At 71.5% G+C, this 12537-nt stretch carries 12 protein-coding genes; 4 read left to right on the top strand and 8 right to left on the bottom strand.

The window, feature by feature from the left end; translation table 11 throughout:
• Positions 1 to 3: 3 nt before the first annotated feature.
• The gene (locus ACFE7W_RS04015) at positions 4 to 885 is read right to left on the bottom strand and encodes an SIS domain-containing protein (protein ID WP_375423465.1); all 882 of its coding nucleotides are present in this window, start codon (positions 883 to 885) and stop codon (positions 4 to 6) included.
• A gap of 114 nt (positions 886 to 999) precedes the next feature.
• Here ACFE7W_RS04015 and ACFE7W_RS04020 point away from each other — a divergent pair, with 114 nt between their 5' ends.
• Both ACFE7W_RS04020 and ACFE7W_RS04025 read left to right on the top strand, forming a co-directional pair.
• On the top strand, positions 1000 to 1770 hold the full coding sequence (locus tag ACFE7W_RS04020; protein ID WP_375423466.1) for a DeoR/GlpR family DNA-binding transcription regulator: 771 nt from the start codon (positions 1000 to 1002) through the stop codon (positions 1768 to 1770).
• Positions 1771 to 2046: 276 nt separating this feature from the next.
• Complete coding sequence (locus ACFE7W_RS04025) at positions 2047 to 2679, top strand: acVLRF1 family peptidyl-tRNA hydrolase (RefSeq protein ID WP_375423467.1); 633 nt, start codon at positions 2047 to 2049, stop codon at positions 2677 to 2679.
• A 22-nt stretch (positions 2680 to 2701) separates the two neighbouring features.
• On the opposite strand, the gene pdxH is transcribed toward ACFE7W_RS04025, so the two are convergent.
• Positions 2702 to 3349, bottom strand: a complete 648-nt coding sequence (gene pdxH, locus ACFE7W_RS04030) for a pyridoxamine 5'-phosphate oxidase (RefSeq protein WP_375423468.1) — start codon at positions 3347 to 3349, stop codon at positions 2702 to 2704.
• 68 nt (positions 3350 to 3417) lie between these two features.
• On the opposite strand from pdxH, the gene serC reads away from it, so the two are divergent.
• Complete coding sequence (serC, locus tag ACFE7W_RS04035; RefSeq protein ID WP_375423469.1) at positions 3418 to 4536, top strand: phosphoserine transaminase; 1119 nt, start codon at positions 3418 to 3420, stop codon at positions 4534 to 4536.
• A 1-nt stretch (position 4537) separates the two neighbouring features.
• Here the strand turns inward: serC and ACFE7W_RS04040 are convergent, their stop codons facing one another.
• Positions 4538 to 5491 (bottom strand): hypothetical protein, encoded by a 954-nt coding sequence (locus ACFE7W_RS04040; protein ID WP_375423470.1) that lies wholly within the window; start codon positions 5489 to 5491, stop codon positions 4538 to 4540.
• A gap of 332 nt (positions 5492 to 5823) precedes the next feature.
• On the opposite strand from ACFE7W_RS04040, the gene ACFE7W_RS04045 reads away from it, so the two are divergent.
• Positions 5824 to 6480, top strand: coding sequence for a hypothetical protein (locus ACFE7W_RS04045; protein ID WP_375423471.1), 657 nt, complete (start codon positions 5824 to 5826; stop codon positions 6478 to 6480).
• A gap of 58 nt (positions 6481 to 6538) precedes the next feature.
• Here ACFE7W_RS04045 and ACFE7W_RS04050 read toward each other — a convergent pair whose 3' ends face one another.
• The 5 genes from ACFE7W_RS04050 to ACFE7W_RS04070 form a co-directional block, all read right to left on the bottom strand.
• Complete coding sequence (locus ACFE7W_RS04050) at positions 6539 to 9946, bottom strand: pyruvate carboxylase (RefSeq protein WP_375423472.1); 3408 nt, start codon at positions 9944 to 9946, stop codon at positions 6539 to 6541.
• A 104-nt stretch (positions 9947 to 10050) separates the two neighbouring features.
• On the bottom strand, positions 10051 to 10275 hold the full coding sequence (locus ACFE7W_RS04055) for a type II toxin-antitoxin system RelE/ParE family toxin (RefSeq protein ID WP_375423473.1): 225 nt from the start codon (positions 10273 to 10275) through the stop codon (positions 10051 to 10053).
• 38 nt (positions 10276 to 10313) lie between these two features.
• Positions 10314 to 10583 (bottom strand): type II toxin-antitoxin system Phd/YefM family antitoxin, encoded by a 270-nt coding sequence (locus tag ACFE7W_RS04060; RefSeq protein ID WP_375423474.1) that lies wholly within the window; start codon positions 10581 to 10583, stop codon positions 10314 to 10316.
• A 156-nt stretch (positions 10584 to 10739) separates the two neighbouring features.
• Complete coding sequence (locus tag ACFE7W_RS04065) at positions 10740 to 12068, bottom strand: MFS transporter (RefSeq protein WP_375423475.1); 1329 nt, start codon at positions 12066 to 12068, stop codon at positions 10740 to 10742.
• Complete coding sequence (locus tag ACFE7W_RS04070) at positions 12065 to 12526, bottom strand: MarR family winged helix-turn-helix transcriptional regulator (protein ID WP_375423476.1); 462 nt, start codon at positions 12524 to 12526, stop codon at positions 12065 to 12067. The genes ACFE7W_RS04065 and ACFE7W_RS04070 overlap by 4 nt, the downstream gene beginning before the upstream one ends.
• Positions 12527 to 12537: the final 11 nt, after the last annotated feature.

Below are 12537 nucleotides of genomic sequence, written 5' to 3' on the forward strand. Positions count from 1 at the left end.
GCGTCAGCCGGCGAGGACGACGGAGCGGGTGAGGTTCCGGGGCTGGTCCGGGTTGGCGCCCAACGCGATCGCGCGCGCCACCGCGACGCGCTGCGCGAGCACCAGCTGCACCATCGGGTCGCGGTCGGAGCAGACGAAGGTGGCGCCGGTCGCCTCCACCTCCTCGGCCAGGCCGGCCGGCGGTTCGCCGAACATCCAGACCAGCCGCCCGGGCGCGGCGATCGCGACGGGGCCGTGCCGGTAGTCCATGGCGGGGTAGGACTCGGCCCACGAGGAGGAGGTCTCGCGGAACTTCAGCGCGGCCTCGTGCGCCAGCCCGACCGTCCAGCCGCGACCCAGGAAGCTGACCTGCTCGGCTTCGGCCCACTCCGGGGGCAGCGGCTCGGACACCGCACGCTCGGCGTCCTCGGCCAGTGCAGCGACGTCGACGCCGTACCCGGCCCGGAAGAGCGCCAACGCGCTGCTGGCGAAACGCGTCTGCACCACCGACTGCTCGTCGGCGAAGGAAAGGTCGAGAACGGTGTCGGCGGCACCGGCTGAGGGGGTGTCCAGGTCGCCGAGGACGACGGCGGTGGGAATGTGCCCCCGGAGCGAGCCCAGCAGGTCGACGACCTCGGTCGTGGTGCCCGAGCGGGTGATCGCCACCACCCGGTCGTAGCGGCGGTCCGGCAGCTCGGAGGCGGTGAAGGCGTCGGACTCGCCGTAGCCGGCCGACTCGCGCCAGCTCGCCAGCACCTGGGCCACGAACCAGGAGGTGCCGCAGCCGACGAAGGCGACCCGTTCGCCCGGTGAACGCAGCAGCGGCCCGACCTCGGCGGACAGCGCGGCGGCGCGCCGCCAGCAGGATGGCTGCGACGCGATCTCGGCCTCGACGAAGAATCCCACGACAACCCCTGTACGATCTATCTCGTGCTTGTTTACCTGATAAACGAGCAGATATGAACATAGCATGGCCATTGGGTTCGGCCGGGTCGCTCGGGGCGGAAGAGGGTGGTCGCCATGACACGAGCCGAGCGCCTGAGCGCGCTGCTGGAGCTGCTGGTCAGCGCGGGGCGGATCGAGGTCGAGGAGTCCGCGGCCACGTTCGCGGTCTCTGCCGCCACCATCCGCCGGGACCTCGACTACCTGGCCGACCAGCAGCTGCTGAGCCGGACCCATGGCGGCGCCGTGCCCAACACCACCTCCTACGACCTGCCGCTGCGCTACAAGTCGATCAACCACGGTGAGGCCAAGACCCGGATCGCGCAGGCCGCCGTGGCGATGCTGTGGCCGGGCTGCACAGTGTCGTTGAACGGCGGGACGACCACGGTCGAGGTGGCCAGGGCGATCCCGAGCGCCGAACCGCTGCACCACGGGATCACCGTGGTCACCAACGCCATCAACATCGCCACCGAGCTGACCGTCCGGCCGTTCATCAAGATCATGGTGTGCGGTGGCGTGGCCCGGCCCCAGAGCTATGAGCTGGTGGGCGCGATGGCCAGCGAGACCCTGAGCCAGCTGACTCCCGACATCTGCTTCCTCGGCGCCACCGGCCTCGACCCGGCCGCCGGCATCACCACCCACGACGAGGCCGAGGCCGCGATCAACCGGGTGATGGTGCGCCAGGCCAAGCGGACGGTGGTGGTGGCCGACTCGTCCAAGCTCGGCACGATCGGCTTCTCGCGCATCTGCCACGTCCACGAGGTCGCGGCGGTGCTCACCGACAGCGACGCCGACCCGGCCATGACCGCAACGCTGCGCAAGGCCGGGATCGACGTCATCCTGGCCTGAAATCACCGTTGCGTCCGGCTGGGCCGGGACATAGTCTCGACCTACACGGAGAGGAGGTGGTCCAGAGAATGAGTGACTTTGGGACATGTGAGGTGTCGGCCAGCTAGCCGCACGCGCTGACTGTGTGTCACTGGTCCCCTGCGGCCGGCTAATCCACAGCCAACACCCGAACCCGCGAGCGCCGGAGTTGTTCCCCGGCCGACTGTCTCGATAGAGGCGGCCGAAGCGCTCGCGGGTTCGTCCACGTCTGGACCTGATTTCCGCCCGAGGAGCGCCGTGGCCGACCGCGTCGTGCACGTCCCGCGTGAGCGGCTGGTCGGGTGGGTGGACGGCTTCGCCCGCCGGCACGGACCGGTGGCAGGCTTCCTGACCAGCGACTCGGTCACCCTCACCGCCACCGACGGAGCCGTCGCCGTGGTGACCGTCCCGTTCCTGCCGTGGTCGCCGTCCGGTGAACCGGTCGAGGCGCTGCTGGCTCACGTGGCCCGCGACCGGCTCGTCGGAGCCGTCCTGGTCCGGCTCGGCGGGTACGCGGTCGGGCGCTTCGTCGGGACCCGCCTGGTGGCCTCGAAGGTCGACTCGACCTACGTCCAGGGACGTACGAAGGCCGGCGGCTGGTCCCAGCAGCGCTACGCCCGACGCCGCGGCAACCAGGCGGCCAAGGCGTACGCCGAGACCGCCGACGTCACCGCCCGCCTGCTGCTGCCCTACGTCGCGGAGCTGGACGGGTTGGTGGGCGGCGGCGACGCCGGCGCGGTGTCCGCCGTCCTGGCCGACTCCCGGCTCGCGCCGCTGCGGCCGTTGCTGCAGCCCCGCGTCCACCCGGTGCCCGACCCGCGGCTTCGGGTGCTCGAGGCGTTTCCCGAGCAGTACCTGGCCGTCGAGATCGCCCTCAACGAGCTTGCCTGAGCCCCTCCTCCGCCGACGGAGGTCAGGGCGCCAGGCGGGTGAGGATCCAGGCGTCGTCGACGAGCCCGTAGGCCAGCCGGTCGTGCATCCGGCTGGCCTGGCCCTGCCAGAACTCGACGAGCGTCGGCGTCACCCGGATGCCGCCCCAGTGGGGGGGGCAGGGCACGTCGGCGCCGGCGAACCGCTGCTCGACGTCGGCGTAGGCGGCGTTGAGCGCCTCGCGGGAGGCGACGTCGGAGGACTGGCGCGAGGCCCAGGCCCCCAGCTGCGAGCCGCGCGGCCGGACGGCGAAGTAGGCCTCCGACTCGGCTCGCGGTACGTGCGACGCGGTGCCCTCGACCCGCACCTGGCGCTGCAGCGGATACCAGCCGAAGTGCAGCGCGACGCGTGCGTTCGCGGCGAGCTCGGCACCCTTGCGCGAGTCGTAGTTGGTGAAGAACGTGAAGCCGGTCGGGCCGACCTCCTTGAGCAGCACCGTCCGGGCGCTCGGCCGGCCGTCGGCACTGGTAGCCACGACCATGGCCGTCGGCTCGGGCAGCAGGCCGTCGGTCTTGGCCTGGAACGCCGCGGCCAGCCACCGGTCGAAGAGCGCGTACGGCTCGGCCGGGACCGCGCTCTCGAGCAGCTGCTCGCCCGCGTAGTCGACACGTTCTCCCGCAAGATCAGGCATGCCGGCCATCTTCCCAGGGCCGGCAAAGGGCGGCGCCCCCGACGCTCGGCGTGAGAGGATCGACGACCGTGACCGCGCTCCGGATCCCCGCCGACCTGCTGCCCTCCGACGGCCGCTTCGGCTGCGGCCCTGCGAAGATCCGGGACGCCTCGGTCGCCGCCCTGGCCGGCCGCGGTGCGGCCCTGCTGGGCACCTCGCACCGCCAGGCTCCGGTGCGGAACCTGGTCGCCAGCGTCCGCTCCCGGCTGGCCGAGCTGTTCGCCGTCCCCGACGGCTACGAGGTGGTGCTGGGCAACGGCGGCTCGACGACCTTCTGGGACGTCGCGGTCAGCTCGCTGGTCGAACGGCAGAGCGCGCACGCCAGCTTCGGGGAGTTCTCGGCCAAGTTCGCCGCGGCCGCCGCGGCCGCGCCCTTCCTGGCCGAACCGACGGTGACCACGGCGCCGGTCGGCGCGGTCGCGCTGCCCGAGGCGGTGGCCGGCGCGGACGTCTACGCCTGGGCGCACAACGAGACCTCGACGGGAGCGCTGGCCCCCGTCCGCCGGATCGAGGGGGCCGACGAGGGGGCGCTGGTCGTGGTCGACGGCACCTCCGCGGCCGGCGGGGTGGCCGTCGACGTGTCCGCCACCGACGTCTACTACTTCGCCCCCCAGAAGAGCCTGGGTTCTGAGGGCGGGCTGTGGATCGCGCTGCTCTCCCCCGCGGCACTCGAGCGGGTGGGCCGGATCGCCGCGTCGGACCGCTGGATCCCCGAGAGCCTGAGCCTGCAGGTCGCACTGACCAACTCCCGGCTCGACCAGACGCTCAACACCCCGGCTCTGGCCACGCTGTTCCTGCTCGAGGATCAGCTGGGCTGGCTGCTCGACCAGGGCGGCCTGGCCTTCGCCGCCCGCCGGACCGCCGACTCGGCCAGCCGGATCTACCCCTGGGCCGACGCCTCGCCGTACGCCGTCCCCTTCGTGACCGCGCCGGCGTACCGCTCGCCGGTGGTGGCGACCATCGACTTCGAGGGCGTGGACGCCAAGGTCATCGCAGCGACCCTCCGGGCGAACGGGGTGGTCGACACCGAGCCGTACCGCAAGCTCGGCCGCAACCAGCTCCGGATCGGCATGTTCCCCAACGTCGAGCCCGACGACGTCAGCCGGCTCACCCGGTGCGTCGACTGGGTGATCGAGCGGCTCGGCTAGCTCAGGGCCTGCGGGCCAGGGCGACGACGACGCCGGCCACCAGAGCGACCAGCCCGGCGAGGCCGAGGGCCAGGTAGGTGCCGCGACGGTTGGCCGTGGCCGGGGTGGCGTCCACGTCCTCGTCACCGGAGTCGCCCGAACCGGCCGACGCCGAGGGGGAAGGGGTAGCCGAGGCGGACGCGCTGGCAGCCCCGGGGACGGCCATCGCGTAGACCAGGCTGTTGGCCCCCTCGCTGCCGACCAGCAGCCCGTCGCCGGCCAGGTTCACCGCGAGCGACTCGGCCTGACGCTGCTTGGGGATGCTGGCCGTCGCCACCTGCTGGTAGGTCCTGGCGTCCAGCACCACCACCGACGTGGGGGTGAGCAGGGCGATCTGCCGGTTCCCGGGCAGGAACACCCCGTCGGTGACCAGCGCCGGCGCGGCTCCCACCTTGGTGAGCTTGTTGACGGTGTCGCGGGAGGGCGTCTTCGGCGCCTCGTAGACGGCTCCGGTCGCACCCTTGGTGACGACGTAGAGCCGACCGGCACCGTCGACGAGCAGGGTCTCGGCGTCGTGGGCGCCGTCGGGGTAGCGGAAGTCGTAGGCGTTGTAGGTGACGGTCAGCCCGTTCGCGCGCGGGTTGAGGAAGTAGTCGACGGTGACCATCGAGCGTGAGCTGGTGCTGTCGCCGATGTCGGCGACGTAGAGCCGGTTGCCGTGGACCGCGACGGCTTCGACGTCGGTGATCGGCGCGCGGTAGCGGAGGGTGCCGCGGACCTTGCCGTTCGTCCCGATGCCGTAGACGACGCCGGCCGAGCCCGAGTCGTTGGTGGTCCAGTAGAGCTGCGACGCGGTGTCTCGAGCCAGCCCCGACGACTCGGTGATCCGGTTGTCGTGGATGGTGAAGGCGACCGTGTCCTTGGCCGCCGCCAGGCCGGGTACGGCACCGGCGAGCAGCAGAGCCAGTGCCGTCACCGCGATCGACCGTCCTGGGCCGCGGCCGAGCCGTCCCGATCCTCGTGCGCGCGCCATGGTGCTCAGGAGCGTACGCGAGTCAGGCGATACGGTGCCCTTCGACAGGCTCAGGGAGCGGGAGGGACGGGCTCAGGGAGCAGGAGGGACGGGCTCAGGGAGCGGGAGGACAGGCTGCTCGGGACGGGGGTCAGCGGAGCTGGCCCCAGAGCGAGGTCAGCACCACGATCACCACGAGCGCCGCCAGCACCCCGGAGACGATCAACCGACGCGACCGGGGGTTCATCGGTCAAGGTTATGGTCTGCCGGCAAGGCCGAGCACTACCGTGTCCGGTATGGGCGAGCTCCGGTTGTACGCCGTCGGCATCGAGGAGGTGCGTGGCATCTCCGGCGCCCCGGAGGACAAGGCCGCCCACCTCCGCCAGGTCGCGGCGAAGGCCTTCGCGCCGCCGCCGGACGAGGCACGCGGCGGTCTGCTGTCCAAGCTCGGACCGATCTTCCGCCGACCGCCGACCGTGCAGGTGATCTCCCCCACCCAGCCGGAACCGCGGGATGTCGAGGTGCTGCTGGCCGGGGCCTACGTGCCGCCGGAACGAGCCGGTGCCACCTGGCGGGTGCTGGAGACGATCGTGGCCGACATCGCCTGGGGCTGCACCCGGCTGGCCCTGACGTCCCAGTCCCTCGACGATCTCGACTTCGCGCTCGCCCGGGGCGGCGTCTCGTCCTCGGTCGGACTGCGGCACCTGCTGGGCAGCACCGCCAGCCTCAACCTGCTGCCGGTCACCGGCCTCACCGTCGGCTGGCACCCCTACGAGACGGCGCTGGCCATGGCTGGCGCCTACCGTTCGGCGATGCCTCAGATCAAGACCTCCGAGCAGCAGGAGATGACCAGCGCCCTGGCCAGCTGGCTGGACGGCTTCGTCCCCTGGGCCCAGGTCGCGCCCTCCCTGGGTCGCCCCGTCCCGGACCTGATCGGCTTCTGGGCGGCGTAAGAGCCGAGTTGTCAGAACTGAGTTGCCCTCGAGGACAACTGGCTTCTGACAAGTCGGCCTAAGTCGGGTCGATGACCAGGACGAGGTCGCCGCCCTCGACCTGGGTGATGGAGCCGATGGCGAGCCGCGAGACGGTACCGGCGACCGGCGTGGTGATGGCGGCCTCCATCTTCATCGCCTCGATGGTGGCGACAGTGGCGCCCGCCTCGACGGTGTCACCCTCGGCGGCCTTGACGCTGACCACGCCGGCGAACGGGGCGGCCACGTGGCCCGGTCGGGTCGGGTCGGCCTTCTCGGCCACCTTGACGTCGACCTTGATCGAGGTGTCGCGCACCCGGATGGGCCGCAGCTGGCCGTTGATGGTGCACATCACCGTCCGCATGCCGCGCTCGTCCGGGCTGCCGATGGCCTCCAGGCCGAGGATCAGGCTGACGCCGCGACCGATCCGCGCGACGTGCTCCTCGCCCGGCTGCAGACCGTAGAGGTAGTCGAGGGTGTCCAGCCGGGAGACGTTGCCGTAGGTCTCGCGGGCGGTCAGGTAGTCCGTGCTCGGGCCGGGGAACAGCAGCCGGTTGAGGGTCTCGCGGCGCGTCCGGCTGTCCCCGTCGAGCGCGGTCGAGTCGTCCTGCGCCAGCTCGGTCTCCCGGACGGGTGCCGTCCGCCCCTGCAGGGCACGGGTCCGGAAGGGCTCGGGCCAGCCGCCGGGCGGGTCGCCCAGCTCGCCGGACAGGAACCCGATCACCGAGTCGGGGATGTCGAAGCTCTGCGGGTTCGCCTCGAACTCGGCCGGGTCGGCGCCGACGGCCACCAGCTGCAGCGCGAGGTCGCCGACCACCTTGGACGACGGCGTGACCTTGGTCGGCCGGCCCAGGATCCGGTTGGCCGCGGTGTACATCGCCTCGATCTGCTCGAACTTCTCCCCGAGCCCCAGCGCGATCGCCTGCTGCCGCAGGTTGGAGAGCTGGCCGCCGGGGATCTCGTGGTCGTAGACCCGGCCGGTCGGGCTGGGCAGCCCCGACTCGAAGGGGGCGTAGACCTTCCGCATCGCCTCCCAGTACGGCTCCAGGTCCATCACCGCGCGCAGGTCCAGGTTAGTGGCTCGCTCGGTGTGCTCCAGCGCCGCGACCAACGCCGACGCCGGCGGCTGGCTGGTGGTGCCGGCCATCGGCGCGCTGGCCACGTCGACCGCGTCGACGCCCGCGTTCACCGCCGCCAGCAGCGACGCGAGCTGGCCGCCGGCGGTGTCGTGGGTGTGCAGGTGGACGGGCAGGTCGAAGTTCTCCCGCAGGGCGGTGACGAGCTTGGCGGCGGCCGGCGGACGCAGCAGGCCGGCCATGTCCTTGATGGCCAGGATGTGCGCCCCGGCGCCGACCATCTGCTCGGCCAGCCGCAGGTAGTAGTCGAGGGTGTAGAGGTCCTCGGCGGGGTTGTTGAGGTCACCGGAGTAGCAGAGCGCCACCTCGGCGACCGTGGAGCCGGTCTCGCGGACCGCCTCGATCGCCGGCCGCATCTGCTCGACGTCGTTCAGGGCGTCGAAGATCCGGAAGATGTCGATGCCGGTCTTCGCCGCCTCGGCCACGAACGAGGTCGTCACCCTGGTCGGGTACGGGGTGTAGCCGACGGTGTTGCGGCCGCGGAGCAGCATCTGCAGGGCCAGCCCGGGCATGTTGAAGCGGAGGGCGTCCAGCCGCTCCCACGGGTCCTCCGACAGGAAGCGCAGGGCCACGTCGTAGGTCGCACCGCCCCAGCACTCGACGCTGAACAGCTCCGGGGTCATCCGCCCGACGTACGGCGCGATCCGCAGCAGGTCCTTGGTGCGGACGCGGGTGGCCAGCAGCGACTGGTGCGCGTCGCGGAAGGTCGTGTCGGTGACCTCCACGCCCACCCGGGCACGGAGGTCGGCCGCGAAGCCCTCCGGACCGAGCTCGAGCAGCCGCTGGCGCGAGCCCTGCGGGGACGAGACACTGAGGTCGACCCCCGCCGGGCGTTTCTCGCCCGGATCGAGGTGGGTGGGCGCCGGCCCGTTCGGCTGGTTGACCGTGACCTCGGCCAGCCAACGCAGCAACCGGGTGCCGCGGTCGGCGGGGGCGTGCGTGGTGAGCAGCTCGGGCCGCTCCTCGATGAACGCCGTCGACACGTTCCCGGCGAGGAACTCGGGGTCCTCGAGCACGGCCTGCAGGTAGGGGATGTTCGTGCTGACGCCGCGGATGCGGAACTCCGCGAGCGCCCGCCGGGCCCGGGCGACCGCCACCTGGAAGGTCCGGCCGCGGCAGATCAGCTTCACCAGCATCGAGTCGAAGTAGGCGCTGACCTCGACGCCGGTGTCGACCGTCCCTCCGTCCAGCCGGACCCCGGCGCCGCCGGCCGAGCGGTAGGCGGTGATCGTCCCGGTGTCGGGCCGGAAGCCGTTGGCCGGGTCCTCGGTGGTGATCCGGCACTGCAACGCCGACCCGTTGATCCGGACCGAGTCCTGGCTCAGCCCGAGGTCGGCCAGGGTCTCTCCCGACGCGATCCGCATCTGGGACTGGACCAGGTCGACGTCGGTGATCTCCTCGGTGATCGTGTGCTCGACCTGGATCCGCGGGTTCATCTCGATGAACACGTGCTCGCCCGCCCGCGGCCCCTCGGTCTCGACCAGGAACTCCACCGTGCCCGCGCAGGAGTAGTTGATCGACTCGGCGAACTTGACCGCGTCGCGGCACAGCGCCTCGCGCATCTCCTCGCTGATATTGGGTGCCGGGGCGATCTCGATGACCTTCTGGTGACGCCGCTGCACCGAGCAGTCGCGCTCGAACAGGTGCATGGTGGAGCCCGCGCCGTCCGCGAGGATCTGGACCTCGATGTGCCGCGGCCGGCCGACGGCCTGCTCGATGAAGGCGGTCGGGTCACCGAAAGCGCCCTCGGCCTCGCGCATCGCGGCGCCGACGAGCTCACGCAGCTGGCCGGGCTCGTTGATCCGGCGCATGCCGCGGCCGCCGCCGCCAGCCACGGCCTTGACGAAGACGGGGAAGCCGATCTCCTCCGCGCCGGCCAGCAGCTCGTCCAGGTCGGCCGACGGCGGGGTTGACTTCAGCGTCGGGATACCGGCGGCCTTGGCCGCCTCGAGCGCCCGGACCTTGTTACCGGCCAGCTGGAGCACGTCCGCCGGCGGGCCGATGAACGTGATGCCGGCCGCGTCGCAGGCCCGGGCCAGGTCGGGGTTCTCGCTGAGGAAGCCGTAGCCGGGGTAGATCGCGTCCGCCCCGGACTCCCGCGCTGCGCGGATGATCTCGTCGATGTCGAGGTACGCACGGACGGGGTGCCCGCGCTCACCGATCACGTACGCCTCGTCGGCCTTGATCCGGTGGACCGCGTTCCGGTCCTCCCAGGGGAAGACGGCGACGGTCTGGGCTCCGAGCTCGTAGGCGGCCCGGAAGGCGCGAACGGCGATCTCACCCCGGTTGGCGACGAGGACCTTGGCGAACATGTCCGGAATCTATCGGGCGATTGTTACCAGACGGCGACGTGCTCAGGAGGTGGCGGCGGGCCGACCCTGAGAACTCGACCCCGGCGGCCCTGTCGGCGGCACTCTCACCGGGGCCGGTAGACGTCCGCACGGTGCGCGATGTCGATCACGATCACCACCACCTCGTCCTCGATCACGCGGTAGAGGATCCGGTACTGTCCCCGTCGAGCGCCGTAGTGGCCCTCGAGGTCACCGCGCAGGGGTTTGCCGACCAGGTACGGGCTCTCCGCCAGCGGCCCGTAGACGAACTCGACCACAGCAGCCGCAACCCCGGTCGGGAGGGTGGCCAACGCCCTTCGGGCACCGCGCGTCGGTCTGATCCGGTACGTCAACGCAGAGCGTCGGGCAGGTCGACTCCCAGAGCGACCAACGTCTCCCGCACGTCCTCGTCGGTGGCGATCTCCTCGTCCTCCGCCGGCGGCTTCGGTCGGCTCATCCAGAACAAGGTCTCCTCCAAGGACTCCCAGTCCGCCACGGAAACGACGATGGCTGCCGGCCGCCCGTTCTTGGTGATGGTGGTGCGCTCGTGGGTGGCCTCGGCGGAAGCAACGATCTCACTCAGATGGTTCTTGGCGTCGGCCAGGGAGGTCGTCCTCATGGCCACAATCATAGCCTGCTATTCCGGGGCCTGCCGGGTTGACGGAGACATCGTCACGTCTTGGGTCGGGTCGGGTAGGGGGTGCTTCGAGCACCCTCTGCCCCATCGCTACACCGGGACCCTCGCCCTCACCTGACCACGGGCTGGGCCCAGCCTTCAGGCCGCGCGCTGCTCCACGCTCAGGTGCGGTGAGTGCAGCGACGGCACCAGGTGCAGACGCTGACGCCGGGCGAGCACGGCGATGGTGAGCAGCACCCCGAGGACGCTCAGCCCGCCGCCGCCGATCAGCGTCCAGCGGGCGCCGAAGACCCCGCCGACCCAGCCGAGCAGCGGTGCCCCGATCGGCGTCCCGCCCATCAGCAGCATCATGTAGAGCGCCATCACGCGGCCCCGCAGCCCGGCCTCGACGTTCAGCTGGACCGAGGCGTTGGCGGCGGTCAGGGTGAGCAGGGCGACCAGGCCGAGCAGCGGCAGGATCGCCGCGTAGGACCAGTAGGTGGGCATCAGCCCGGCCGCGACCTCGACCAGGCCGAAGACGATCGCCATCGTGACCACGAAGCGGCCCCGCGGGGCAGAACGGCGGCGGGCGGCGAAGAGCGCGCCGGTCAGTGAGCCGACGGCCATGAAGGTGCCGAGGATGCCGTACTGCTGGGCGCCCTTGTGGAACTCCTGCTGCGCCATCAGCGCCGAGGTCATCTGGAAGTTCATCCCGAACGTGCCGACGAAGAAGACCGTGCCCATCACCAGCAGCAGGTCGGGCCGGCGACGGACGTAGGCGAGCCCCTCGCGGATCTGCCGCTTGGCCCGAGCGGTCCGGGCGGCGGTGGTCAGCCGGCTCGAGTCCAGCAGCAGCAACGCGCCGATGAAGGCGGCGTAGGTGACCGCGTTGGACAGGATCGCCCAGCCGGAGCCGTACGCGGCGATGACCAGACCGGCGATCGCGGGGCCGACGATCCGGGCCGCGTTGAAGGTGGCGGAGTTGAGGCCGATGGCGTTGGCCAGGTGCTCCTTGCCGGCGACCTCGGAGACGAACGACTGACGGGCCGGGTTGTCGAAGGCGGTTCCGATGCCGAAGGCGAACGCGATCAGGTAGACGTGCCAGGTCTGCGCGACCCCGGTGACGGCCATGATCCCGAGGACGGCGGCGCTGAGGGCCAACCAGGCCTGGGTGATCTTGAGGACAGCGCGCTTGTCGAAACGGTCGGCGACCAGGCCGCCGTAGGGACTCAGCAGCAGCATGGGCAGGAACTGCAGGCCGGTGGTGATGCCGAGGGCCAGCGACGAGCCGTGGGACAGCTCCAGCACCAGCCAGTCCTGGGCCACCCGCTGCATCCAGGTGCCGATGTTGGAGACGAACGAGCCGGTCACGTAGATCCGGTAGTTGCGGTTGGCGAGGGCGGCGAACACGCCGCCCCGCTCCACCCCGGGCTCGGTGGTGCCGGGCTGGTCATCGGCGACAGGCTGGGTGGCGGTATCGGTACTCACGCGTGGTTCACCTTTTCGAGGATCGGGATGCAGAGCCGCAGCACCTCGCGCTCTGCGGCGTCGAGCTCGGCCAGACGGATCGCCAACCACTGGTCACGACGACGGCGGTTGGCCAGCACGATCTGCCGGCCGCTGTCGCACAGGTGCACCCGACTGGAGCGTCGGTCGGTCGCGTCCGGCTGACGCGCCACCAGCCCGCGCTCCTCCAGGCCGTTCACGATCCGGGTCATCGACGGCGGCTGCACCTTCTCCAGCGCGGCCAGCTCGCCGATCGGCAGGTCGCCGTGGTTGACCAGCACGGCCAGCACGGACAGCTGGTTGGGGTTCAGCTCGTCCCGCTCGTCACGGACCTGCCGCAGCCGGCGGGCCAACCGCATCACCGACGGACGCAGCTCCGACGCCAGCCCCGCACTGGTGCGCAGGTGGCCTTGCTGATGCTCGCGCTGGACGGTGGTCATGACCTCACCAT

This window comes from uncultured Friedmanniella sp. (genome assembly GCF_964244285.1).
Lineage (GTDB): Bacteria > Actinomycetota > Actinomycetes > Propionibacteriales > Propionibacteriaceae > Microlunatus.

Coding starts and splice junctions, on each gene's coding strand:
- ACFE7W_RS04045 (WP_375423471.1), top strand. CDS start 5,824: ATGGGCGAGCTCCGGTTGTACGCCGTCGGCATCGAGGAGGTGCGTGGC.
- ACFE7W_RS04050 (WP_375423472.1), bottom strand. CDS start 9,946: ATGTTCGCCAAGGTCCTCGTCGCCAACCGGGGTGAGATCGCCGTTCGC.
- ACFE7W_RS04060 (WP_375423474.1), bottom strand. CDS start 10,583: ATGAGGACGACCTCCCTGGCCGACGCCAAGAACCATCTGAGTGAGATC.
- ACFE7W_RS04020 (WP_375423466.1), top strand. CDS start 1,000: ATGACACGAGCCGAGCGCCTGAGCGCGCTGCTGGAGCTGCTGGTCAGC.
- ACFE7W_RS04070 (WP_375423476.1), bottom strand. CDS start 12,526: ATGACCACCGTCCAGCGCGAGCATCAGCAAGGCCACCTGCGCACCAGT.
- pdxH (WP_375423468.1), bottom strand. CDS start 3,349: ATGCCTGATCTTGCGGGAGAACGTGTCGACTACGCGGGCGAGCAGCTG.